18 protein-coding genes and 3 pseudogenes are annotated in these 24,101 nt (G+C 72.9%); 18 read left to right on the top strand and 3 right to left on the bottom strand.

Going from position 1 to position 24,101, the window contains the following annotated elements; translation table 11 throughout:
- Positions 1-113: 113 nt before the first annotated feature.
- The 18 genes and pseudogenes from ABZV00_RS30800 (at position 114) to ABZV00_RS30715 (ending at position 22,104) form a co-directional block, all read left to right on the top strand.
- The gene (locus tag ABZV00_RS30800; protein WP_355612658.1) at positions 114-3,371 is read left to right on the top strand and encodes a hypothetical protein; all 3,258 of its coding nucleotides are present in this window, start codon (positions 114-116) and stop codon (positions 3,369-3,371) included.
- Complete coding sequence (locus ABZV00_RS30795) at positions 3,371-4,531, top strand: mandelate racemase/muconate lactonizing enzyme family protein (protein ID WP_328418380.1); 1,161 nt, start codon at positions 3,371-3,373, stop codon at positions 4,529-4,531. The genes ABZV00_RS30800 and ABZV00_RS30795 overlap by 1 nt, the downstream gene beginning before the upstream one ends.
- Positions 4,532-5,428 (top strand): dihydrodipicolinate synthase family protein, encoded by an 897-nt coding sequence (locus tag ABZV00_RS30790; RefSeq protein WP_355612655.1) that lies wholly within the window; start codon positions 4,532-4,534, stop codon positions 5,426-5,428.
- On the top strand, positions 5,425-6,147 hold the full coding sequence (locus ABZV00_RS30785) for an SDR family oxidoreductase (protein WP_355612652.1): 723 nt from the start codon (positions 5,425-5,427) through the stop codon (positions 6,145-6,147). The genes ABZV00_RS30790 and ABZV00_RS30785 overlap by 4 nt, the downstream gene beginning before the upstream one ends.
- Positions 6,138-6,971, top strand: coding sequence for an SMP-30/gluconolactonase/LRE family protein (locus tag ABZV00_RS30780; RefSeq protein ID WP_355612650.1), 834 nt, complete (start codon positions 6,138-6,140; stop codon positions 6,969-6,971). The genes ABZV00_RS30785 and ABZV00_RS30780 overlap by 10 nt, the downstream gene beginning before the upstream one ends.
- 75 nt (positions 6,972-7,046) lie before the next feature.
- Positions 7,047-7,197, top strand: a pseudogene (locus ABZV00_RS30775) (IS5/IS1182 family transposase); the annotation flags it as partial.
- Between the two features lie 613 nt (positions 7,198-7,810).
- Positions 7,811-8,122: pseudogene (locus ABZV00_RS30770) on the top strand (ATP-binding cassette domain-containing protein); the annotation flags it as partial.
- A gap of 50 nt (positions 8,123-8,172) precedes the next feature.
- Complete coding sequence (locus ABZV00_RS30765) at positions 8,173-9,279, top strand: LacI family DNA-binding transcriptional regulator (RefSeq protein ID WP_355612647.1); 1,107 nt, start codon at positions 8,173-8,175, stop codon at positions 9,277-9,279.
- The gene (locus ABZV00_RS30760) at positions 9,276-10,211 is read left to right on the top strand and encodes a sugar ABC transporter permease (RefSeq protein WP_328415667.1); all 936 of its coding nucleotides are present in this window, start codon (positions 9,276-9,278) and stop codon (positions 10,209-10,211) included. The genes ABZV00_RS30765 and ABZV00_RS30760 overlap by 4 nt, the downstream gene beginning before the upstream one ends.
- 58 nt (positions 10,212-10,269) lie before the next feature.
- On the top strand, positions 10,270-11,109 hold the full coding sequence (locus ABZV00_RS30755) for a carbohydrate ABC transporter permease (protein WP_328415669.1): 840 nt from the start codon (positions 10,270-10,272) through the stop codon (positions 11,107-11,109).
- Between the two features lie 35 nt (positions 11,110-11,144).
- Positions 11,145-12,437: a sugar ABC transporter substrate-binding protein gene (locus tag ABZV00_RS30750; RefSeq protein WP_355612643.1), complete on the top strand. Its 1,293-nt coding sequence runs from the start codon at positions 11,145-11,147 to the stop codon at positions 12,435-12,437.
- 3 nt (positions 12,438-12,440) lie between these two features.
- Positions 12,441-13,625, top strand: a complete 1,185-nt coding sequence (locus ABZV00_RS30745; RefSeq protein WP_355612640.1) for an ADP-ribosylglycohydrolase family protein — start codon at positions 12,441-12,443, stop codon at positions 13,623-13,625.
- Positions 13,622-14,974 (top strand): ADP-ribosylglycohydrolase family protein, encoded by a 1,353-nt coding sequence (locus ABZV00_RS30740; protein WP_355612637.1) that lies wholly within the window; start codon positions 13,622-13,624, stop codon positions 14,972-14,974. The genes ABZV00_RS30745 and ABZV00_RS30740 overlap by 4 nt, the downstream gene beginning before the upstream one ends.
- A 31-nt stretch (positions 14,975-15,005) precedes the next feature.
- Positions 15,006-15,944 (top strand): ribokinase, encoded by a 939-nt coding sequence (locus ABZV00_RS30735; RefSeq protein WP_355612634.1) that lies wholly within the window; start codon positions 15,006-15,008, stop codon positions 15,942-15,944.
- Complete coding sequence (locus ABZV00_RS30730) at positions 15,941-17,890, top strand: SUMF1/EgtB/PvdO family nonheme iron enzyme (protein WP_355612631.1); 1,950 nt, start codon at positions 15,941-15,943, stop codon at positions 17,888-17,890. The genes ABZV00_RS30735 and ABZV00_RS30730 overlap by 4 nt, the downstream gene beginning before the upstream one ends.
- 4 nt (positions 17,891-17,894) lie before the next feature.
- Positions 17,895-20,063: an alpha/beta hydrolase-fold protein gene (locus tag ABZV00_RS30725; RefSeq protein WP_355612628.1), complete on the top strand. Its 2,169-nt coding sequence runs from the start codon at positions 17,895-17,897 to the stop codon at positions 20,061-20,063.
- The gene (locus ABZV00_RS30720) at positions 20,060-21,283 is read left to right on the top strand and encodes a CoA transferase (RefSeq protein ID WP_355612625.1); all 1,224 of its coding nucleotides are present in this window, start codon (positions 20,060-20,062) and stop codon (positions 21,281-21,283) included. Before ABZV00_RS30725 ends, ABZV00_RS30720 begins: the two co-directional genes overlap by 4 nt.
- Entirely contained in the window at positions 21,283-22,104 is an 822-nt protein-coding gene (locus ABZV00_RS30715) for an aldolase/citrate lyase family protein (RefSeq protein ID WP_355612622.1), read from the top strand. The genes ABZV00_RS30720 and ABZV00_RS30715 overlap by 1 nt, the downstream gene beginning before the upstream one ends.
- A 76-nt stretch (positions 22,105-22,180) precedes the next feature.
- Here the strand turns inward: ABZV00_RS30715 and ABZV00_RS30710 are convergent, their stop codons facing one another.
- From ABZV00_RS30710 to ABZV00_RS30700, 3 genes and pseudogenes are all read right to left on the bottom strand, one after another.
- Positions 22,181-22,804, bottom strand: a complete 624-nt coding sequence (locus ABZV00_RS30710; RefSeq protein ID WP_355612619.1) for a DUF305 domain-containing protein — start codon at positions 22,802-22,804, stop codon at positions 22,181-22,183.
- 70 nt (positions 22,805-22,874) lie between these two features.
- On the bottom strand, positions 22,875-23,768 hold the full coding sequence (locus ABZV00_RS30705) for a DUF1996 domain-containing protein (RefSeq protein ID WP_355612616.1): 894 nt from the start codon (positions 23,766-23,768) through the stop codon (positions 22,875-22,877).
- Between the two features lie 243 nt (positions 23,769-24,011).
- Positions 24,012-24,101 (bottom strand): annotated as a pseudogene (locus ABZV00_RS30700) (phytochelatin synthase); the annotation flags it as partial.

The following is a 24,101-nucleotide window of genomic DNA, read 5'->3' as shown; positions in this document are numbered from 1 at the left end:
GGCATCTCCTTCTGGACGTCCCATCCATTGCTGTGCCAGAGTGACCCCCATGCTGCATCGTGTCAACCGCCGATTGCATGCGAGTTGCAGAACCGCGCCACGGGGGCGGTCCTGTGACATTTGAGCCTGCATTCCTGCCCTTCGAGGGCCCGACGGAGGTCGACGGCCACGGCCACCCGAACGGGCGGCACCTGCTCAGCGCGGCGCTGCCGGCGATGACGGGCAACTACGTGGTCCGCACCGCCGTGCGGGTGCCGGAACCGCGCCACGGCACCGGTGTCAGCACCGCCGAACTGCGGGTCAACGCCAACGCCGAGCGCTGGTACGCGATCCGGCTGCGGATCCGCACCGGCGTGCGGTACCTGTCGGTGCTCCGGCACGCCGGCGGGCGCGACGATTTGCTTGCCGACGACATCGTGTCCTTCGACTTCGGGCGGTATCTGCCCGTCGAGGTCACCGTCGTCGACGGCCGGCTCACCATCACGGTGGACGGACGCACCCCGGTGACCGTCACCGACCCCGAGCCGCTCGACGGCGGCGGGGTCGGCGTCGGGGCCACCGGAATGGCCGCCGGGTTCGCCCCGGTGCAGGTGGTCGACCTCGGCCCAGGTACGCCGCCCGCCGCCGACCGCGCCGACACCGCCAGCCCGGACCTGACCAAGGCGGTGGTCGAGCCGTACGCCGCCGTCGAGGGGGCCGCGCACCGCCTGGAGATCGCCGCGCTGCGGTGGGACGGCGGGTCCGGGTACGCCGCCGACCTGTCCATCCGGGCGGACGGCGGCTGGGAACCGGTGGGCGGCGACCGGTTCGGCGAGCGGTGGCTGGTGCTGCACGGCGGTGGCGGCAGCCGCCGGAATCCACAACGGACACTCGATCGGCACCCGGTGGTGCTCGACCAGGTCGAGCTGCTCGGCCCGGACGCGGTCCGGCTGAGCGGTGGCAACCCAGAGCTGTTCTCCCTCACGGTCACCTGGCGGCTGTCCGGACCGCACCCCACGGTGGACATCGAGCTGACCACGCAGGTCGACGGCAGGTTCGTGATCGCCTACCGGGCCTTCGCCGCGGCACCCGTCGACGAGATCGACGAGGTGCTGTGCGGGCCGCTGCAGCACGCCCGGATGGTGGGCGGACCGGCGTCCGTGGGCCGCGACGAGCTGTTCGCGCCGCTGTGCCTGGTGCAGCGCGGCCCAGTCACCACCGGGCTGTTCGCCCCGGCCGCGGAGCTGCCGTTCGAATACGAGTCGGCGCGCGGCGACGACGACCAGCCGTTCGGGATGAGCCTGGGCACCCCCGAGGGCACGGTGCAGCCGACTCTCTACGCCCCGCAGTACGGCCGGCGCGCCGACCGGCGCGCCGGCGAGCCCTACCGGTTCACCGTCGGGGTGTACGCCGCCCATGCCGAGCTGTACGACGCGTACCGCGACCTGCTGCGCGGCGAGTACGGCTACACCGCGTACCGGCGCAACGTCCACGCCTCGCTGACCGACACCGTGCACAACCTGATCGACCTGATGAAGGCCGGCCCGGACACCGACGACCAGGTCGACTACCAGGGGTCACCGAGCGGCTGGTGGAGCCGGGCGAAGGGCTTCATCGACATCGAGAACGACCAGGCCGTCCGCGCGACCACCACCGGGGTGCTGCTCGGCGCCTACCAGCTGACCGGCGACGACGAACTGTACGACACACGGGCGCTACCGACGACCGAGTTCCACCTGTCCCGCAACGGGTACGGCTGGACGCCACGCGAGGACGCCACTGTCTACGGTGACCCGACGAAGCACCAGCTGTGCGGCACCCCGTTCGGCGCGCCCGCCCTCGGCCCCCTGTACGCGCTGTCCCGGGGCACACTCACCGCCGCCCGAGAGCTCGCGCTCTCCTCGCTCGACACACAGGACTACTGGCTCAAGCGCACCCCGATGAGCGAGCCGCTGGCCGCGTACCGGATGACGCGGGATCCGAAGCTGCGGCAGCAGGCCGAGGAGGCCGCCGAGCGCTACATCGCCGAGGAGCTCGACCAGCCGTACGGCGGCGCGGCCGACCCGCACGACTTCGCCATCTACTACTGCCGTGCCTGGGTCGAGCTGCTCGAGATGTTCGAGGAGACCGGCCGGCGGCGCTACCTGGACGCCGCGTACCGGGAGGCGAAGCGGTTCGTCACCATGATCTTCGCCCGCCCGGTGCCGGACGGCCCGGTGCCCGTGCCGCAGCGCCCGCTCTTCGTCGACCGGCAGATCGAGCTCACCGGCTGGTGGGACCCCGCCGCCCTGTACGACTATCCGGCCCGCGACGTGCCCGACGAGGTGGTGCCCGCCTGGCAGGTGTCACCGACCGGGCTGAGCATCGAGGCGGTGAACACCTACCGGTTCAACGGGTTCACCCTCAACCCGGCGTGGGCGCCGTTCCTGCTCCGCCTCGCCGCGCACACCGGCGACGACCTGCTGCGGGACGTGGCGCACAACTCGCTGGTCGGCCGGTTCACCAACTACCCCGGCTACTACTACCGGCAGCTGACGGTCCACCATCTACGCCCAGACTTTCCCTGGACCGGCCCGTTCGGCAACACCACCATCTACTACCACCACGCACCCGCCCAACTCGGCATGGCCATCGACTACCTGATCGCCGAGCACGAGACCCGCTCCGGCGGCGCGATCGCCTTCCCGGCCCAGTTCGAGCAGAACTACGTCTGGTTCGTCTACCACGTCTACGGCCACCGGCCCGGCCGCTTCCACGGCGAGGACGGCGTCTGGCTGTGGCTGCCCAAGGGCCTGGTGCGGCTGGACACCGAGCAGGTCAACTGGATCGCCGCCGAAGGCGGGGACCGGCTCTGCGTCAGCCTCACCAACGCGTCGGCCACCCCGACCACGGTCACCGTCACGCTGGACCCGGTACGGGTGCCCATGGCGGCCGCCACCCCGTACCGGGCGACGGTGATCCGCGACCGCCGCGCACCGCACGAGGCGACCGTGCTCGACCACCAGCTCACGGTCCAGGTGTCCGGGCACGGCATCACCGCGATCGTCGTACATGGCGTCGGCCCACTGGACGTACCGCTGCACCGCACCGACGCGGCCCCCGTCGGCGCGCACCACTTCGACGACGGCCCGGTGGGTCCGGTGCGCGGCATCTTGATCCCCAAGCCGGACGGCAGCCGCTACCACGCCTACGTGCAGGCGGCCCGGCGCGAGCCGGCGACCCTGCACTGGTCGCTCGACGACGGCACCACCTGGCGGCAGCTCGACCGCACCGTGCACCCCAACGAGTGGACCGTGCCCGTGGACGACCTGTCCGCGGCGTTCACCTACATCGTGCAGATCGGCGACCGGCGGTCCCGGCCGGTGCGGCTGTCCTGCGGGAAGGAGGCGTGATGCGGGTCCGCGAGGTGCGCACGCACGTGCTGAAGGTACGCGCTGACGAGGCCTACCTGGGGCCGAAGAGCGACGGGAGCGCCATCGGCGGCGGCTACGAGGTCCGCGAACCGTGGCGCAGCCTCTACTCGTCCCGCTACGAGACGCTGCTGGTGGAGGTGGTGGCCGAGGACGGCACCACCGGCTGGGGGGAGGCCCTCGCGCCGGTGGCGCCGGAGGTGCCGGCGGCCGTGGTCGACCTGCTGCTCGCGCCGGTGCTGGTCGGCATGGACGCCACCGCGCCGCGCCCGGCCTGGTACCGGCTGCGCGACCTGATGCGCGAGCGCGGGCACCTGGTCGGCCACCAGGCCGACGCGCTCGCCGCCGTGGACATCGCGCTCTGGGACCTCGCCGGACGGCTGACCGGGCTCGGCGTCGCCCAGCTGCTCGGCGGCGCGTTCCGCACCCGGCTGCCCACATACGTCTCCGGACTGCCCCGCCCCACCGACCCGCAGCGCGCGGCGCTGGCCCGGAACTGGGCCGAGCGGGGCGCCGCCGCGGTCAAGCTGCACCTCGGGCACGGCGTCGCCGCCGACCTCGCCACCGTCGACGCGGTCCGCGAAGCCGCGCCTGGCCTGCGCATCGCCGTGGACGGGCACTGGGCGTACGGGGTGGACGAGGCAACCGCGCTGGCGCGTGGTCTCGCCGATCGCGGCGCGTGGTTCCTGGAGGCGCCGCTTGCCCCAGAGGACATCGCCGGGCACGCCGAACTCGTCAGCCGCGCCACCGTGCCGATCGCCGTGGGGGAGACGCTGCGCAACCGGTACGAGTTCGCGCAGTGGCTGGACGCGCGGGCGTTGCGGATCGCCCAGCCGGACGTGGCCCGTACGGGCATCACCGAGGCGATGGCGATCGCCGAGCTGTGCGCCGCCCGGCACGTGCCCGTCGCACCGCACCACTCGGTCGGCATGGGTGTCTCGCTCGCCGCCGGCCTGCATGTCGCCGCGGCGGTCGCCGACCTCGCCGCGTTCGAGTACCAGCCGACCTCCACCGAGGTCGGATCCCGCATCCTCACCGGGCCGGTGCCTGTGCACCCGGCCGCGTTCGATCTGCCCGCGGGTCCCGGTCTCGGCGTCGATGTCGACGCCGAGACGGTTCGCGCCCTGGTCAAGGAGTCCTGAGTGCCCCACACCGTGCACGGCCTCGTGCCGATCCTCGCCACCCCGTTCGGGCCCGACGGCGCCCTCGACCTGCCCAGCCTGCGCCGGCTCACCGAGTTCCAGCTCGCCAGCGGCGTCACCGGCGTCGCCGTCTTCGGCATGGCCAGCGAAGGCTTCGCGCTCACCACCGAGGAGCGGGCCCGGATTCTCGCCACCGTCACCGAGGTGGTCGCCGGCGCGGTCCCAGTTGTCGCCGGGGTCAACGGCACGTCGACGGTGACCGCGATCGAACAGGCCGGTGTCGCGGTGGCCGGCGGCGCGACCACGCTGATGGTGCTTCCTCCGTTCATGGTGAAGCCGACGTCCGACCAGCTGCTCGCCTTCTACGGCGACGTGGCCGCCGCCGCCGGGGTCGAGGTCATGGTCCAGGACGCGCCCGGCGCCACCGGCGTGACGATGCCGCCCACCCTCATCGCCGAGCTCGGCAAGCTCGACGGCGTCACTTCCGTCAAGGTGGAATCGCCGCCGACCGCGCCCAAGGTGGTCGCGGTGGTCGCCGCCCGCGCCGACGACCGCTTCGCCGTGCTCGGCGGCCAGAACGCCCAGTTCTGCCTGGAGGAGTACGCCCGCGGAGCGATCGGCACCATGCCCGCCTGCGAGTTCCCCGACCTGCTCGGCCCGGTGCTCGCAGACTGGCAGGCCGGCCGGCACACCGACGCCCGCGCGGGCTTCACCCGGCTGTTGCCGCTGATCCTGTTCGGCCTCCAGCAGGGCATCGCCTGGGCGGTGCACAAGGAGGTGCTGGTGCGCCGTGGCCTCATCGCCGACGCCACCGTCCGCTCGCCGGCCCGCCCGCTCGACCCGGCCAGCCGCGACTCACTCGCCACCATCCTCGCCGACCTTGGGCTTGCCCGGTGAGCGGACGCGGGATCCTCGTCATCGGCGCCTCCTCGCCGATCGGCACCGCGATCGCCCGCGCCTTCACCGAATCCGGCGATCGCGTCGTGGGCGTCTCCCTCGAACAGCACAGCGACCCCGCCTTCGCGGCCGAACTGGTGGCCGACTGCGCCGACCCGGACGCGGCAGCCCGCGCCGTCGCCGATGCCCACCGCACACTCGGCCAGCTCGACGTGGTGGTGCCCGCCGCCGCGGCCATGCCCGTCGCCGCGGTGACGCGGACCACCGACGCGCAGTGGCGGGCGGCCCTCGACGTGACCCTCGGCTCGATGTTCTACGTCGTCCGCGCGGCCCTCCCTCTGCTGCCGCGCGGCGGCGCCATCGTCGCGGTCAGCTCCGTCAACGCCACCCTCGCCGCGCCCGGCCTGCCCGGCTACGCGGCCGCGAAGGCTGGCGTGGAGGGACTCGTCCGCCAGCTCGCCCTCGAGTACGGTCCCGCGGGCATCCGCGTCAACGCCGTCGCCCCCGGCATGATCGGCAAGGCCGATCTGCCCTCGGTCACCGAAGGCTATCCCCTGCGGCGGGTCGGCCGACCCGCCGATGTCGCCGCCGCCGTGACATTCCTCGCCTCTCCGGCGGCGGACTTCATCACCGGCGTCGTCCTGCCCGTTGACGGTGGCCTGTCGATCGCCTCACCGGCGGCGTGGCTCCGCCCTGACCTGCGGGCGAGATGGCTGTGACAGCCGAGGACTGGTCGGTGCTGGGCGACCTGCGCTGTGAGCTGGGGGAGTGTCCGGTCTGGGACGAGACTTCTGCCCGCCTGCACCTGGTGGATATCAGCGGCCAACGCCTCTGGACCCTCGATCCCACCACCGGCACCGCCTCCGGCGTGACCTGCGACCGACCGATCACCGCCCTGGTGCCGCGGGCCGGCGGGGGATGGCTCGGCGTCTCCGGGCGGGACGTCGGCGCCCTCGACCCGGACAACGGAGCCTTCCAACCCCTGCTGTCCCTACCCGGGCCGTCCGACCTGGCACTAAACGACGCAGTGTGCGGGCGCGACGGCAACCTTTACGTCGGTTCGATCGACCACAGCCGGGCCGCACGCGCCGACTTGTACGTGGTGGAGCCCGACCTGAACCACCAAGTCCTTGCCGGGCACGTGGGGGCATCCAACGGCGTCGACACCAGCCCGGACGGGCGCCTCCTCTACCACGCCGACAGCTTCACCGACACGGTCACCGCCTACGGGCAGCACGGCCGATCCGTTTACGCCGTGCGGGTTGCGCACCCCGACGGGATTGCCGTCGACGCCGACGGCGGAGTCTGGGTGGCCTCGTGGGGATCTGGCACGCTGTTCCGCTATACGCCAGACCTCGCTCCGGACCGCGCGCTGTGCGTGCCCGCGCCGTTGGTCACGAGCGTGTCGTTCGGCGGTCCTGGCTATCGGTGGATGTTCGTCACGACCGCCCGGTCGGACGGCGCCGAGCTGTCCGGAGCCGTGTTCACCGCGGACGTCGGCGTAGCCGGTCTTCCGCCCGCCCGCTTCGCCGTCCAGCAATGACGGCCGCGCCTTCGACGTCTGGGCGGCTGACGGGACGGGAAGATCTTCACGGCCCTGCTGACCCAGGTGGATGCCGAAGGTGACCTCGAGTGGGTCGTCGCGGTCGACTCCACCATCATCCGCGTACATCAACACGCCGCCGGGGCGCGTCAAAAGGTGGCCAGTTGGAGAGCCGGACGACCATGCCCTCGGCCGCTCACGCGGCGGACTCACTACCAAGATCCACTTGGTTGCTGACAGTCGTGCCGGCCCCTGACCTTCCACCTCCACCCCGGGGACAGGCCGGGGACGCGCGGGCGGCCAGCCCGCCGCCAGCCGGGCCCCCGCGTTCACGCAGATCATGGCTCGCTTGCGGTTGCCCAGGATGATCGGACGGCCACGGACCACTCCGGAGGTGGTCCTAGCAGACGAGGCGTATTCCTCCCACGCCATCCGCAAGCACTTACGTCACCGTGGCATCCGGGCCGTCATCCCTCAGCCCGTCGACCAGATCGCCAAGCCCAAGCAGTGCGGCCGATCGGGCGGCAGGCCACCGAATTTCAACAAGACTGCCGCGCGGTCGACCTGTACCGCGCTCACCGGGGAACGCCCGCCCTCTCCGCTCCGACGAAGTCGATGCCGGCGGCTTGCGGATGACACTGCGCCCACCATCGGCCCCGACCAGGTATGCCGTTCGGATCGGCTCTCCCTCGGCGAGCTTCTGACTTGTGCAGATGCGCAAAGTCGTCCTTGTGTCGGTGGCGACACCGCGGTGAGGGTGAGCGAAACCCGTGCCGCAAGGAGTCGGCCGGGGGCTGTACCGGACAACCGTCGGTGTGGAACGGGCCGAGGCGGTGCCGTTGTCATCGCTCGGACTGCTCGCACCCACAGACCTCGACCGACCGGCGGGCGAGTTGTCGGCCGGCCAGCGCCGCCGGCTCGGCCTCGCGGTGCTCGTCGCCGATCCGCCGGAGCTGCTCCTGCTGGACGAGCCGACCAATCATCTCTCGCCGCGGCTCTGCGACGAACTGGAGGAGGCGTTGGGCACCGGACCGGGCGCCATCGTCGTCGCCAGTCACGACCGGCGACTCAGGTCCCGGTGGCCGGGCCGGGAGGTCACTCTCGCCGTCGGGCCGTCGGTCGTTGGAAACGTTTTCGTAACGAGCCCTTGACCTCTCCGCCGTAGGCGGCGCAGACTCCCGGAAACGTTTACAGCTATCGGGTGGAGGTGCCAGACGTGGGTCGTAAACGTTTACAGGAATCGGCTGACGGCCGGCCCACGGTGCACACGGTCGCCGCCCGGGCCGGTGTCTCCATCGCGTCCGCCTCGCGGGTGCTCAACGGGATCGGCGGCAGCCCGGAGACGATCCGCAAGGTACGCGCCGCGGCGGCCGAGGTGGGCTACGTGCCGAACGCGATCGCACGGTCGCTGCAGTCCCAGCGCACCGGCCTGGTCGCGCTCGCCGTCGAGGACATCGGCAACCCGGTCTACGTGGAGATGATGCGCGCCATCGAGGCGGTGGTCGCCTCCTCCGGGCGGCAGCTGCTGGTGCACGCCACCGGCGGGCGGATCGACAACGAGACCGCCTTGCTGCGCCGACTGGCCAACCGCTACGTGGACGGGATGATCGTCTCGCCGATCCGGGTCACCGACGACCACCTGAGCGCCATGGTGGACAGCCCGGTGCCGGTGGTGGTGGTCGGCCAACTCGGCGCGGACGCAGCGGTGGACAATGTGCGTACCGATTCCCGGCACGGTGTGGCGCTGGCCGTGGACCACCTCGTCGCCACAGGCCGGCGCCGGATCGGCTTCGTCAACGGCCCGCTCGACACCGTCCCGGGCATCGCGCGTGACGCCGGCTTCCGGAGCGCCCTGCTCCGGCACGGCATCCCGCTCGACGAGGACCTGATCGAGGTCGGCGACTTCCAGTACGCCGCCGGCCGGACCGCCACCGAGCGGCTGCTCGCCCGCACCGACCCGGACGCCCTGTTCTGTGCCAACGACCTGATCGCGGTCGGCGCGTTGCACGCCCTGCTGGCTGCCGGACGCCGGGTGCCGCAGGACGTCGCCCTGGTCGGCATGGACGACACCGAGCTGGCCCGGATGATGTTTCCCCAGCTTTCCAGCGTCTCGCTCGGCTCGGCCGAGCGCGGTCGCCGAGCCGCCGAACTGCTCCTGCAACGCATTGCCGACCCGACCCTGCCGCCGCGGCGCGAGCAGGTGCCACCGAGCCTCGCCGTCCGCGCGTCCAGTGGCACGGCGCTGCCGACCCCTCGGCCGGCCGGCCCACCGACCACCCACCCGTCCAGCGAAGGGGTGACCTCATGACCACGCTGGCCGAGCAGCCGGACGTCGAGCGGGCCGAGCCGGCCCGTCGGCCGAACCGGTTCCGCTCCGACCGCACCACCATCTACCTGCTGCTGCTGCCGTCGCTGCTGCCGATTCTGGTGCTGTCGGTGTTCCCACTGCTGCGCGGCATCTACCTCGGCTTCACCGACGCCCGGGCCGGGCGCAACGTCGAGGTGAGCTTCACCGGCCTGGCCAACTACCGGGAACTCCTCGGCGACGAGCTGTTCTGGAACTCGTTCAAGATCGGGCTGCTCTGGGCGGTCGGGGTGACCGTGCTCCAGTTCCTGCTCGCCCTCGGGCTGGCCCTGCTGCTCAACCAGCAGCTGCGGTTCCGGGGCGTGGCCCGGGTGCTGGCCGTGGTGCCGTGGGCGATGCCGCCGGTCGTGGTCGGCATCCTCTGGAAGCTCGTCTACCACCCGGACGCTGGACTGATCAACGAGTTCTTCCACCAGATCGGCGCCGACGGGCTGCGGACCAACTGGCTCGGCGACTTCAGCACCGCGCTGCCCGCCGTGATCCTCGTCGGGGTCTGGGCCGGCATGCCGCAGACCACCGTCGTTCTGCTCGCCGGTCTGCAGGGGGTGGGCCGCGAGCTGCACGAGGCGGCGGCGGTGGACGGGGCCAGCACCTGGCACCGGTTCCGGCACGTCACGCTGCCCGCCCTGGCCCCGGTGATCGTGGCGATCACGTCGCTGGACTTCATCTGGAACTTCAACTCGTTCGGCCTGGTCTACGTGCTGACCGCGGGCGGGCCGGGCGGCAAGACGATGCTGCCGATGCTCTTCGCCTACGAGGAGGCGTTCCGCTACGGCAACTACGGCTACGCGGCGGCGCTCGGCAACGTGATGGTCGTGATCATCATCGCGCTGCTCGCCGTCTATCTCCGCCGCCGGCTGAGGGAGGCGAACTAGTCGTGCTCAGTGCGAGGAGTGAGCTTGCGAGCCGCACAGTCCTGATCGGAGGGCATTGATGTTCGGAAAACCGAGCCGCACCGGACGTGTGTTGCAGTACCTGGCGCTCGCCGGCTACCTGATCTTCCTCGGCTTCCCGCTGGTCTGGCTGCTCTCGACGGCGTTCAAGCCGCCGCGGGAGCTGGTGCGACTGCACCCGACGTTGATCCCGGACAACCCGACGGTGCAGAACTTCGTCCAGGCCTTCACCGAGCAGGAGCTGGGCCGGGCGGCGCTGAACAGCCTCCAGGTCTCGCTCGCCTCGGCGGTGCTGACCGTGCTGGTCGCCATGCCGGCGTCGTACGCGCTGGCCCGGTTCCGCTCCAAGCTCGGCACCGCGGCGCTGGGCTGGGTGCTGCTGTCCCAGCTCTTCCCGTTCGTGCTGCTGATCATCCCGATCTTCCTGGTGCTGCGGCAGGTCGGCCTGGCCAACACGCACGCCGGGCTGGTGCTGATCTACGTGGTGTGGGCGCTGCCGTTCGCGCTCTGGATGCTGCAGGGCTTCGTCCGCAACATCCCTCGGGAGCTGGAGGAGGCCGCCTCGGTGGACGGTGCGAGCCGGGTGCAGGTCCTGCGCCGGGTGGTCTTCCCGCTGCTCGCCCCGGGCCTGGTCGCGACCGCGCTGTTCTCCTTCATCTCGGCCTGGAACGAGTTCTTCTTCGCGCTGGTGCTGATCAAGACCCCGGAGCTGGCCACCCTGCCGGTCGCGTTGGCCCGGTTCGTCGGCATCGAGGGCACCGCCCGACTCGGGCCGCTGGCCGCCGGCTCACTGCTGGCCACGCTGCCCAGCCTGATCTTCTTCGCGTTCATGCAACGCCGGCTCTCGTCCGGGTCGCTCGCCGGCGCGGTCAAGGGCTGAACCGTCCCCCAACCACCACCAAGGAGGTAACCCCCATGCTCCCTACCCGATTTCGTCGACTCGCCGCGGCCACCGCGGTCGCGGTCGTCGGCCTCGGCGCGCTCGCCGCGTGCGGTGACGGCGGCGGCGACGAGGCCACGTCCGGCCCAGTCAAGCTGCGCTTCCTCAGCCTCGCCTGGCAGAAGGAGTCGCTGCAGGTCAACAAGGACCTCGTCGCCAAATGGAACGCCGAGCACCCGGACATCCAGGTCGAGTACGTCCAGGGTGACTGGAACTCGGTGCACGACCAGCTGCTGACCTCCTTCGAGGGCGGCGACGCACCCGACATCGTGCACTACGAGGCGTCCGCGATCGGCGAGTTCAGCAAGCAGGGCTACCTGGCCGACCTCTCCGGGCTGGTCTCCGACGATCTGAAGGGCCAGATCGACCAGGGCGTCTGGGACACGGCCACCGTCGACGGCAAGATCACCGGCATTCCGTTCCTGCTGGAGTCGCAGGTCGTCATCGCCAACAAGAAGCTGCTCGACGCCGCCGGTGTCGCGGTGCCGCCGGCAGATGGCGGCTGGACCTGGGACGAGTTCCAGGGCAACGCGCAGAAGCTCACCAAGCCCGGCCAGTACGGCGTGGCCTGGGCGCTGAAGTCGCCGACAAACCGGGTGCTGAACCTGGCGCTCAACTACGACGGAAAGTTCTTCTACACCGACGGCGGGCGCACCGAGGTGCGGGTCGGTGACGCGGAGAAGGAGATCCCGAAGCGGATCCACGACATGATCTACACCGCGAAGTCCGCCTCCCCGGAGGCGCTCGGCATGAGCGGCGCGGACACCCTGCCCGGCTTCTTCGGCGGCAAGTACGCCATGCTGCCCGGCTCGGTGTCGCTGCGTCAGCAGATGGTCGAGCAGGCACCGGCCGGCTTCGAATGGGTCACCCTTCCGCCGGTGAAGGGGCTCTCCGCCAAGCAGGCGGCCAACCCGCAGACGCTGTCCGTCTCCGAGGATTCCAAGCACAAGAAGCAGGCCGCGCAGTTCCTCGAGTACTTCCTGAACCCGACCAACATGGCCGCGCTGGCCAAGGGTGACTGGCTGGTACCGACCGGCAAGCAGGCCAACGAGGAACTGGTCAAGCTCACCGCCGGCAAGCAGGGCTGGGACGTCGCCGCGGACAGCGCCGCGGACCTGACCGTCGCCCCGTTCCAGCAGGCCGACGGCTACCCGGAGTGGAAGACCAAGTACGCCACCCCGGCTCTCCAGCAGTACTTCGCCAACAAGATCACCCTCGATCAGCTCGGTACGCAGCTGGTCGACGGTGGCAAGCAGGTTCTGAGGTAGGACATGTCACTCTTGCTCGACACATCGGTCGGCTGCCTGGTCGGCGCCGCGGTCGGAGACGCCCTTGGCGGCGCCACCGAGACGGCACTGCCGGAGCAGATCCGCGCGCGGTTCGGCGGCTGGGTCGAGGGCATCGTGCCCCCGTACCACGCCGACTGGTCCACCGCGCGACCGCTCGCGCCGTACCACAAGGGCGACGGGCACATCACCGACGACACGTTGATGACCCACGCCCTGGTCCGCGCCTATGCGGCCAAACGGGACCACCTCGACGCGTACGACGTGGTGGAGCTGCTGGTCCCCGATCTGATCGAGCGGGTGGTCTACATCCCCGACCTGGAGCGGGAGGGGGTGACCTTCCACCGGCTCGCGGCCGCCGAGCGGTGGTTGGTCACCCGCCTGCACCACGCTCACGCGGACCCGCGCGAGGCCGGGGTCGGCAACATCGTCAACTGTGGTGCGGCCATGTACATGGCCCCGGTCGGCATCGTCAACGCGGGCGACCCGGCCGGGGCGTACGCCGAGGCGGTGGAGATCGCCGGAGCGCACCAGCACAGCTACGGGCGGGAGGCCGCCGCCGTCTTCGCGGCGGCGGTCGCCGCGGCGGCGACCCCCGGCGCGGGCGTCGAGGACGTCGTCACGGCGGCGCTGGACCTGGCCCGAGACGGCACCCGGGCGGCCATCGACGCGGTGGTCAAGGAGGCCCGGAGCCACCACGACTGGAAGCAGGCGATTCCGGCGTTGCGCGCCGCGGTCGCCCCCTTCGACACGGTGGGGGAGGAGTACCGGAGCCCCGGGCTCGGCGCGCGACGGCCCAGTCGGCTGCACGCCATCGAGGAGCTGCCGGTGGCCATCGGCATGCTCGTGGTGGCCGGCGGCGAGTTCCGCCCGGCGGTGCTCGGTGCGGTCAACTACGGCCGGGACGCCGACTCCACCGCCACGATGGCCGCTGCCATCGCCGGGGCGCTCGGCGGCGCCGCGGCGGTGCCGGCGGAGTGGTCCGAGGTGGTCGCCACCGCCTCCCGGACCAACCTGGTGGAGCCGGCCCGGGTTCTCGCGGCGGTGGCCGGCGAGGTCTTCGAGCGGGACCAGGCCCGGTTCACCCGGCGGGCGGAGCGCTTCGCCGGGCTGGCCGGCGGCGCCGGTCGGGCCGTGGCGGAGGCATCCGACGGCGAGTCGCCCCGGTGAGGATCACCTGGGTTCAGCCGGAGGACCTGCTGCCGCACGAGTTGGCGGCCAGCCGGGACGAGGGGCGCGACGTCGCGGCGCTCGCCCAGCGGTGGGCCGTGGCCGGCGGGGACCTGACCCCGCCGGTCAGCGGGGCGTCGCCGACCCCGGCGTCGCCGGCGCTGCGGGCGCTCGCGGCGGAGCTGCTGGACGCCGCCGACGCGCTGCCCGCCGTCGCCGCCGACGATGAGCCGGATGAGCTGGCCGCACTCCGGGCCGAATGGCCGACGAGTTGGTCGCTGCCGACCGACGTGACGCACGACCGGCTGCACGGCGCGTGGCTCGGCCGGGCGGCCGGCTGCCTGCTCGGCAAGCCGGTGGAGAAGATCCCCCGGGAGGGAATCCGGGAGATCCTCACGGCGACCGACCGGTGGCCGCTGCGCGACTGGTTCACCGCGAAGGGGCTGCCGGCCGAGGTCGCCGCCCGCTGGCCGTGGAACCGGCGCAGCGCACCGACCAGCCTCGCCGAGAACATCGACGGCATGCCCGAGGACGACGACCTGAACTACGCGCTGCTGGCGCTGCGGGTGCTGGAGACGCACGGGCGGGACTTCACCAGCGCCGACGTGGCGCAGGCGTGGCTGGACTGGCTGCCCGCCGGGCGGGTCTTCACCGCCGAGCGGGTGGCGTACCGGAACCTGCTGCTCGGGCTCGCTCCACCAGAGAGCGCCCGTCGGCACAACCCGTTCCGGGAGTGGATCGGTGCGCAGATCCGCACCGACGTGTACGGCTGGGTCAACCCCGGCCGGCCGGACCGGGCCGCGGAGCTGGCCTGGCGGGACGCGACCGTCAGCCACGTCCGGGGCGGGGTGCACGGCGCGATCTGGGCCGCCGCCCTGGCCGCCGCCGCGCCGGTCGCCGCGAGCGTGGACGAGGTGCTGGACGCCGCCGAGGCGGTGCTGCCGCCGCGCAGTCGGTTCGCGGCCACGGTCCGCGAGGCGCGCGCTCTCGGCGCGGGGGCCGACGACTGGGAACGCGTGGTCGACGAGCTGTATGTCCGGCACGGCCACCTGCACTGGGTGCACGTACGCAACAACGCCGCGCTGGTGGCCGCCGCGCTGGCGTACGGCCGAGGTGACCTGGAGCGGTCCATCACCGCGGTGGTCAGCGGCGGCTGGGACACCGACTCGACCGGCGCGACGGTCGGTGCGGTCACCGGGGCGCTCACCGGGGCGTCCGGGCTGCCGGCGCGGTGGGTCGCCCCGCTGCGCAACCGGCTGGCCAGCAGCATCGCCGGCTTCGACGGGATCGGCTTCGACGAGCTGGCCGAGCGTACCCAGGCCCTGGCCCAGCCGGGGAGCGGGTCGTGAACCAGCACCGGTGGACGGAAAGGAGCCCCGCATGAGCGCGCGCGTGGCGGTGGTGGGCAGCAGCAACCTGGACCTGGTGGTGACCGCGTCGCGGCTGCCCCGCCCCGGTGAGACGGTGCTCGGCGAGAACTTCCGGACCGTGCCCGGCGGCAAGGGCGCCAACCAGGCGGTCGCCGCCGCACGGGCCGGTGCCGCCTGCGACTTCGTGGGCGCGGTCGGCGACGACGAGTTCGGTACGCAGATGCGGGCGAGCCTGGTCGGCGCGGGGGTCGACGTTCGCGGCCTGCGGACCGTCGCCGGTCCCTCCGGCATCGCGCTGATCGCCGTCGACCGGGACGCGGAGAACTTCATCGTGGTCGCGCCCGGCGCCAACGGCACGTTGACCGAGCTGGACGCCGACGACCGGGAGACGATCGCCGCGGCGGACGTGCTGCTGCTCCAACTGGAGGTGCCGCTGGCCGCCGTGGTCCGTGCGGCCGACTGGGCCCGGGCGGAGGCCACCACCGTGGTGTTGAACGCCGCGCCGGCCGCCGTGCTGCCGACGGAGCTGCTCGACCTGGTCGACGTGCTGGTGGTCAACGAACACGAGGCGGCGGTCGTGGCCGGGGTCTTCTCCGACGACCCGCCGGTGCTGCTCGACGCCCTGCTGGAGCTGGTGCCCCGGGTGGTGCTGACCCTCGGCGCGCGCGGTGCCGCGTACGCCGACCGGCGAGGTCTGCGCCTGACCGTCCCGGCCCCGCGCATCGACGCGGTGGACACCACCGCCGCGGGCGACGCCTTCACCGGCGCGCTCGCGGTGGGCTGGGCCGAGCGTGGCGGCGCCAGCACCGAGGACACCGTCACGGCGAGCCTGCGCTGGGCATGCTCTGCCGGCGCGGCCTGCGCTCAGCGGCCCGGCGCGTCCACCGCCCTGCCTGAGCGGTCCGCCATCGACGCCCTCTACGACGCGACCTACCGAGGTACCCCGTGAGCTTCAACCCGTATGTCCCGCGCCCGATCGACCGGCCGACCGAGGTGCCGCTCGGCGGGCACGCCGACCTGACCACCCTGGACGAAGCGAAGATCTTCGCCGCGCCGGCCGACCCGGCCGTCTGGCCGGCCTGGCGGGAGCAACTCACCCGCTGGCGGGCCGAGGCCCGGGCCCGGATCGGCTACACCGGCACGCACTACGACGAGATCGCCGGCGACTGCTTCAGCGTCTGCCTGATCTGGCTCTGGGACGAGGCGCTCTACGACCACAAGCGCGGCGTCTTCACCGTCGACGACTTCCTCGACGCGGCCGGGCAGGATTTCGGCGGCTTCGACGGGGTGGTGCTCTGGCACGCGTACCCGGTGATCGGCCTGGACGACCGTAACCAGTTCGACTGGTACCGGGACGTGCCGGAGCTGCCCGAGGTGGTGCGCGCGTTCCAGGAGCGCGGGGTGCGGGTCTTCATCGACTACAACCCGTGGGACACCGGCACCCGCCGCGAGCCGGGCAGCGACGCCGAGGAGGTCGCGGCGCTGGCCGGCAAGCTCGGCGTCGACGGCGTCTTCCTGGACACCCTCAAGGAAGGTGCCGGAGAGCTGCGCGCCGCGCTGGACGCGGTCCGCCCCGGCATGGTCCTCGAAGGCGAGAGTCGGGTCCCGCTGGCCCGGATCGCCGACCACTCGATGTCGTGGGCGCAGTGGTTCGCCGACTCCGAGGTGCCCGGCGTGCTGCGGGCGAAGTGGTTCGAGCGGCGGCACGTGCTGCACCACACCCGCCGTTGGCACCGCGACCACCTCGACGAGTTGCACTCGGCCTGGCTCAACGGCGTCGGGGTGCTGGTGTGGGAGAGCGTCTTCGGCGTCTGGGTCGGCTGGAACGACCGGGACCGGGCGGTGCTGCGGGCGATGCGCCGGGTGCAGGCCAGCCACGCGGCGTGGTTGCGCGCCGAGGACTGGGTCCCGCTCGCCGACCACGCCGGCCAGGGCCAGGTGTACGCGTCCCGCTGGACGCACGAAGACGAGCCCCTGTGGACGGTGGTGAACCGGGGCGCGGACCACGACGGGCCGTGGCTGGTCACCGAGGCCCAGGCCGACCGACGATTCGTCGACCTGGTCACCGGCGCCGAGCTGACCGTCACCGAGACCGGTGACGGCCGGCTGGCGGTGGGCGGTCCGCTGCCGGCCGGCGCGATCGCCGCCGTGCTCGTCACCGACGCCGCCGTGCACCGGCACGAGCCACCCACCGGCGACCCGTCCTTCCCGGCCCGCTCCGCGGTACGCGTCCGGACTCCGTGGGCACCCCGGCCGCAGTTGCCGCGAGGCATGGCCGCCGTCGAGGCCGGCCGGCGGGAGCTGGTGGTCCGGCACCGGGTCCGGGAGACCGGGCTGTACGGCGAGGCACCCTACGTCGACGAGTGGAAGCCGCTGCCACCCCGCCTGCACCACACCGGCACGCTGCGCCGCAGCGTCCGGCTCGGCCGGTTCGCCATCGCCACCCACGAGGTCACCCACGGCGAGTACGCCGAGTTCCTGCGGGCCACCGACTACCGGCCGGTGCGCCCCGAGCGGTTCACCGCGGGGCGCGGGCCGGCCGACGCACCGGTGACCGGGGTGGAACTGGCCGACGCCCGGGCGTACGCGGCGTGGGCCGGGCTGCGGCTGCCCACCGAGGACGAGTGGCAGGTGGCCGCCGAGGCAGGGCTGCTCGTCCGCCGGGAGCCGCTGGTGTGGAACCTGACCGAGAGCGAGCACTCCGACGGACGTACCCGATTCGTCATCCTCAAGGGCGGCGCCGGGTACCGGGCGGACGGCTCCGACTGGTACCTCGACGGCGGCCCGCAGCCGGCGGACGTCTCGGTGAAGCTGCTACTGACCGGCGCCGGGCTCACCCGCTCAGACCAGGTGGGCTTCCGCTGTGCCGCAGACCTTCCGACCCCCAAGGAGTGACCTGATGGGCAGACGCTGGCGGATCGGCGGCGGCGTGGCCGCCGTGCTCCTCGCGCTGGGACTGACCGGCGCGGTACCGGTTGGGGCGAGTGCGGAGCGCCTTCGCGCGGGCACGCTGACCACCGCGTCCGCGCCGTCCCCGGCGTTGGACGGGACCATCGACTACACCGTCTACCTGCCGTACGGGTACGCCAATGCGACCGCCGCCCGCTACCCGGTGCTGTACCTGTTGCACGGGCGGGGCGACACCATGCAGGCGTGGACCCAGGTGAAGGCCGACCTGGACCGGATGATCGCCGACGGCGAGGTGTCGCCGGTGATCGCGGTGCTGCCCGACGCGCCGTGGAGCAGCCGGGGTAACTGGTACGTCGACTCCTCCTACACCGGCGCGGACGACCCGGGCCGGCCGGTGGAGACCGCGCTCACCCGCGACCTGGTGGCGCATGTCGACGCCACCTACCGCACCGCCGCGCACCGCGGCGCCCGCCTGGTCGGCGGCTACTCGATGGGCGGCGCCGGGGCGCTGCGCTACGCCCTCGCCCACCAGGACCTCTTCGCCAACGCGCTGGTGCTCAGCCCGGCGGTCTACCGGCCACTGCCGCCGGCCGACTCGTCGGCGCGCGAGTTCGGTGCCTTCGGCTCGGGCGCGCAGCGCTTCTCCGACGAGGTCTACCAGCAGCTGAACTACCCCGCCCTGCTGCCCGGCCTGGACCCGGAGTCCCCGGTCCGGATGTACGTCGCGGTCGGCGATGACGAGTGGGCCAACCCCGACCCGGCCGACGCCGCGCACGACCTCGACTACGAGGCGGCCACCCTCTACAACACGGTGCGCCGCGCCGACGGGGTCGCCGCCGAGCTGCGGGTGCTCGACGGGGGGCACGACTGGGATGTCTGGCGACCCGCCTTCGTGGACGGTCTGAAGCACCTCGCCGGCACGTTGAGCGTCACTCCGCCGGCCGGGCTGCCCGGGCCGGTCCACGGCAGCGCGGGCACGGACTGGGCCGGCGGCGTCGCCGCCCACCAGGATGGCACGACCACCATCGGCTACGCCGCCTCCGGCCCGGTCGACGGCCAGCCGTACGCCGGCGGGCTGGACGCGGTGGTGAGCCGGCTCGCCGCCGACGGCACGACCGCGCGGTGGACGACCCAGTTCGGCACCGCCGCGAACGACCGCCTCTACGGGCTGATGCCGCTCGCCGACGGCGGGGTCATCGCCGCCGGCTACACCCGCGGCGACCTGGACGGAAAGCACCCCGGCAACCCGGCCGACGACGCCTTGGTGACCCGGCTGACCGGGTCCGGGCAGCGGGCCTGGCTGACCCAGGCCGGTGACCCGACGAAGGCGGACCGGTTCTACGCCGTCGCGCCAGCGCCGGACGGCGGTGCGTACGTCGCCGGCTACACCAGTGGCTCGTTCGCCGGCGAGACCGGTGCCGGCGACAAGGACGCCGTGCTGGCCCGGATCGGCCCGGACGGGCGCGTCGCCTGGAGCCGGCAGTTCGGCGGGCCAGGCGAGGACAAGGCGTACGCGGTGATGGCCGACGCGCAGGGCGTGTACGTGGCCGGCGGCACCTCGGCCGGCCTGCCGGGCACGACGGCGCTCGGCGGCGCAGACGGCTGGCTGGCCCGGTACGACCCGGCCGGCACCCGCAGCTGGGTGACCTCGGTGGGCGGCGCCGGAGACGACCTGCTCGGCGGCGTCGCGATCAGCTCCACCGGCACGGTGCTGGCCACCGGCTCCACCGGCGGCGAGGCGACCAACGGTGGCAGCGACGTGCTGACCGTCGCGTACACCTCGACCGGTCGGCAACGCTGGCGGACCGTGACCGGCGGCCACGGGGCCGATGCCGGCGCGGAGGTGGTGCCGCTGCCCGACGGCGCGGTCGCCGTGGTCGGGTTCACCAACAGCACGCTCGGGCTGCCGGTCGGCGGCGCGGACGTGCTGACCGTGCGGCTCGACGCCCGGGGACGCCAACTCGGCGTCGCCCAGTACGGCACGGTCCGGGACGACGCAGCCGACCCGTTCGGCGAGGAGAACGTCTACGCGACCCTCGGCGCCGACGGCCGGCTGCTGGTCAGCGGGCTCACCGCCGGAGCGCCGGTGGGCGGCGGCGCCCTCGGCAACGGCGACGTCTTCCTCGCCGCCCTCGACCCGACGAAGGGAACGCCGTGACCGCCGCGACTGATCCGGGGGCCGGGCGTGCCACCCGTGGCCCGCTCGACGGGGTGAAGGTGGTCGACCTGGCCACCCTCTTCGCCGGGCCGCTCGCGGCCGCGTTCCTCGGCGACTTCGGCGCCGACGTGATCAAAGTGGAGCACCCGGCCAAGCCGGACCCGTCGCGGGGTCACGGCCCGGCCCGGGACGGCGTCGGGCTCTGGTGGAAGGTGCTCGGCCGCAACAAGCGGACCGTCACCCTCAACCTGTCCGACCCGGACGGCGCCGCGCTGCTGCTCCGGCTGCTCGCCGACGCCGACGTGCTGGTGGAAAACTTCCGTCCAGGCACGCTGGAGCGGTGGGGGCTCGGCCCGGTCGAGCTGCACGCGGTCAATCCCCGGCTCGTGATCACCCGGATCAGTGGTTTCGGGCAGGTCGGCCCGTACGCCCGCCGGCCCGGCTTCGGCACCCTCGCCGAGGCGATGAGCGGCTTCGCCGCGGCCACCGGAGAACCGGACGGCCCACCCACCCTGCCCCCGTTCGGGTTGGCCGACTCGGTGAGCGCGCTGGCCGCCGCGTACGCGGTGATGCTGGCCCTGCGGGCCCGGGACGCCACCGGCGCCGGGCAGGTGGTGGACCTCGCCATCATCGAGCCGATCATGGCGATGCTCGGCCCGCAGATCACCTGGTACGACCAGCTCGGCTACATCCAGCCCCGGCTGGGCAACCGGTCCAACAACAACGCCCCGCGCAACACCTACCGGTGCTCGGACGGGCGCTGGGTGGCGGTCTCCACCAGCGCGCAGAGCATCGCCGAGCGGGTGCTGCGGCTGGTCGGCCGACCCGAGCTGATCGACGAGCCGTGGTTCGCCACCGGCAGCGGCCGAGCCGAGCACGCCGACGAGTTGGACGCCGCCGTGAGCGCCTGGGTGGCGAAGCGGGACCGGGACGAGGTGGTGGCCGCGTTCGAGGCGGCGCAGGCGGCGGTCGCGCCGGTCTACGACGTGCGGGACATCCTCGCCGACCCGCAGTACGCGGCGCTGGGCACCGTGCGCAGCATCCCGGACGAGGAGCTGGGCGAGGTGCGGATGCAGAACGTGCCGTTCCGACTCACCGACACTCCAGGGGAGATCCGGCACGCCGGTCGGCGGCACGGCCAGGACACCGACGAGGTGTTCGGCGCGCTCGGCCTGAGCGCCGACGAATTGGCCGCGCTGCGCGAGCGGGGCGTGCTCTGATGCTGCTCAGCTGGCTCTACGTGCCCGGCGACCGCCCGGACCGGTTCGCCAAGGCGGTCGCCTCGGGTGCCGACGCGGTCATCCTCGACCTTGAGGACGCCGTTGTCGCCGGGCGTAAGGCGTACGCCCGGGACGCGGTCGCCGAGTTCCTCGCCGAGGTGCAGCCGGTTCCGGTGCAGGTCCGGGTCAACGAGCTGACCGGGCCGGACGTCGACGCCGACCTGGCCGCGGTGTCCGGTCGGCCCGGGCTGGCCGGGCTGCGCCTGCCGAAGGTGGAGTCGGCCGCGACGGTCGCGGCGCTCGCCGACCGGGTCGACGTGCCGCTGCACCCGCTGGTCGAGTCGGCGCTCGGGCTGGAGGCGGCGTACCCGATCGCGTCCGCCCACCCCGCGGTGGCCTCGATCGGGCTCGGCGAGGCCGACCTCCGCTCCGACCTCGGGGTGAGCGATGACGACGGGTTGCTCTGGGCGCGCGGTCGGGTAGTGGTCGCGGCCCGCGCCGCCGGACTGGTCCCGCCGGCGATGTCGGTGTACGCGGACGTCGCCGACCACGCCGGCCTGGCCGCCTCCTGCGCGGTGGGTCGGCGGCTCGGCTTCCTCGGCCGCGCGGCGATCCACCCGCGCCAACTGCCGGTGATCGCCGAGGCGTTCCGGCCGGCCGATCGGGAGGTGGCCCGCGCCGCGGAGCTGCTGGCCGCGGTGGCCGAGGCGCACCGGCGGGACTCGGGGACGGTGGTGCTGCCGGACGGCCGGTTCGCCGACCGGGCGATGGTCGCCGCAGCCCGACGCACCGTGGACCTGGCCGCCCGCTACACCGCCTGAGCGTCGCTGTCGGCGGGCTCGGCTGGCGAGTGTCCGGCGCTGCTCGACGAGATCGTCACCAACCGGGGCTGAGGGGTCAGCGGCTCGGCGCACCGTCGAGCCCGTCGAGCCGCGCGAGTTCGGCGTTGCCGCCCCGGACCACGGCCGCGGCCAACGCGGTGGTCGCCGGATGGACTCCACCCTGCTGCTCGGCGGCGGCGATCCGGACCGACTGCGCCAGGTGCGCGCGCAGGTGCTGAGCGAGCAGCCGGTCGAACGGCTTCCCGGCGGCCGACCGCAGCGCGGTCAGCTCCTCGCCGGTGATCATGCCTGGCATGTCGTGCCCCTCATGCAGGTTGGTCGCCGGCGCACCCGAGTCGGCCAGCAGCCGGCGGGACCGGTCCAGATCGGCGCGGTGGGCCGCCCCGACCTGAGCGGCCAGCATCCGCCACGCCGGGTCGGTGGTCCGGGCCGGCACCAGGTCGAGTACCGGCTGCAGTCGTTCGGCCATCGCCACCGTCAACTGGAGCCAGGCGATGTCGGTGCCGCTGAACGCTCCTGCCGTACCCGTGGCTGGCACCGCGCTCGGCGCTGCGACTGCCGGCGGCACGATCGCGGACGGTGCGGTGCTGCCGACCGGGGCCGGTGACCCGGCAGCGCAGCCGGCGACGAGCAGAACTGCGATGAGCAGAGTGGGCGGTGCGGCGACGAGGGCCCGCATCCGACCTCCTTTCCGCCCGGGCGGGCGGGCCCGTCGTGACCGAGCCCGCCCTCGGGTCGAACGTGTCGGCTCAGATCGGTCGGCCGTCGTGCCCGCACTTGATCACCGGACGGATGCAGTCCTGGACGCGGCGTGCCATCTCCGCCACCGGCCAGGCGTTGAAGAAGTCTCCGTGCATCGTGTAGCCCGCACCGGAGGCCAGCCGGAACTGCGCGGGGTTGCCGGTGACCGGGTACCGCAGCACCTGCCGCAGCTTCGGCACGTGCACCGGGTGCGTCGCCGGGCAGGCCTGATTCACCGGGTACGCCATGTGGCTCTTGTGGTCGGCCGAATCCAGGTCGCGGCCGTTCCAACACTGCGGGAAGTCCAGGTACGACTCCAGCATGGTGCCGGCCGGGCAGTTGACGAAGTCCTTCGACGGGGGCACGTGCCCGGCGTGCAGGCACGACCAGCGGGCGATGCTCTCGTTCGGCCCCGTCGCCCGAGCGTTGCCCGCCACGATCCGCAGCCCCTGCGGAATGGGCTGGGTGGCCGCGACGACGTCCGCGCGTACGCCCTCACCCAGGTAGTAGAACGTGGAGATGGCCGGCTCGACCGGCACATTGTTGTTGTACAGCGTCGGCACCCAGTACGACGAGACGTCCGTCCGCGGGTTACAGGTGGTCGGAGAGTTCACCAGGTCGGGGAGCGTGGTGTGGGCGTTCGTCACCGTGCTGCCGAAGAAGCTGTGCATGTGCGAGGCACCGGGCAGGCCGGGGAAGATGATCGGGTCGTCCGGCAGCCGGTGGCTGTACGTGCAGTCGGCGGGGAACTCGGCGACCCGGATGACGTTGACGCCCGAGGCGGCGTCGGCCCGGTCGGTGGTCGACACGATGTACGTGCCGAGTAGCGCCAGCAGTGCGCCGATCGCCGTGGCGAGGCGCAGCCGGCGGTGGATGCCGGAGAGGGGTGCGGCCCTGTCCATCTCGTGACTCCTGTCGGGGGGACGGGTCAGGGACAGCTCCGGCGCCGCCGCCGAAGACATCGGAGTTTGCCCTTGGCCAGACTTTGGTGGTGGTCTGTTGTGCCCGGGTGCGAGAGAGCGCTCTCCCGTCCCAGCCTCACCCCGACGTCGACACTTGTCAATACATGCCGCAGTTGATGGAAATGACGACGAAGGGCCGGGCCCCTGGTGGGGGTCCGGCCCTTCGTTGTTGGTTGTTGGGTGTCAGCTGGTGGCGTAGCCGCGGGTGGCGATCCAGTCGGCGAGGTGCTCGACGGTGACCTCGTAGGAGGCCTGGTTCGGGTCGGCGGAGTC

Source organism: Micromonospora sp. NPDC005173 (assembly GCF_040608515.1).
Taxonomy (GTDB): Bacteria; Actinomycetota; Actinomycetes; order Mycobacteriales; family Micromonosporaceae; genus Micromonospora.
Note: the sequence above shows the minus strand (reverse complement) of the source record. Positions and strands in the feature narration are given on the sequence as shown.

Coding starts and splice junctions, on each gene's coding strand:
- ABZV00_RS30755 (WP_328415669.1), top strand. CDS start 10,270: ATGTTCGGAAAACCGAGCCGCACCGGACGTGTGTTGCAGTACCTGGCG.
- ABZV00_RS30745 (WP_355612640.1), top strand. CDS start 12,441: ATGTCACTCTTGCTCGACACATCGGTCGGCTGCCTGGTCGGCGCCGCG.
- ABZV00_RS30735 (WP_355612634.1), top strand. CDS start 15,006: ATGAGCGCGCGCGTGGCGGTGGTGGGCAGCAGCAACCTGGACCTGGTG.
- ABZV00_RS30715 (WP_355612622.1), top strand. CDS start 21,283: ATGCTGCTCAGCTGGCTCTACGTGCCCGGCGACCGCCCGGACCGGTTC.
- ABZV00_RS30780 (WP_355612650.1), top strand. CDS start 6,138: ATGGCTGTGACAGCCGAGGACTGGTCGGTGCTGGGCGACCTGCGCTGT.
- ABZV00_RS30750 (WP_355612643.1), top strand. CDS start 11,145: ATGCTCCCTACCCGATTTCGTCGACTCGCCGCGGCCACCGCGGTCGCG.
- ABZV00_RS30760 (WP_328415667.1), top strand. CDS start 9,276: ATGACCACGCTGGCCGAGCAGCCGGACGTCGAGCGGGCCGAGCCGGCC.
- ABZV00_RS30795 (WP_328418380.1), top strand. CDS start 3,371: ATGCGGGTCCGCGAGGTGCGCACGCACGTGCTGAAGGTACGCGCTGAC.
- ABZV00_RS30705 (WP_355612616.1), bottom strand. CDS start 23,768: ATGGACAGGGCCGCACCCCTCTCCGGCATCCACCGCCGGCTGCGCCTC.
- ABZV00_RS30725 (WP_355612628.1), top strand. CDS start 17,895: ATGGGCAGACGCTGGCGGATCGGCGGCGGCGTGGCCGCCGTGCTCCTC.
- ABZV00_RS30710 (WP_355612619.1), bottom strand. CDS start 22,804: ATGCGGGCCCTCGTCGCCGCACCGCCCACTCTGCTCATCGCAGTTCTG.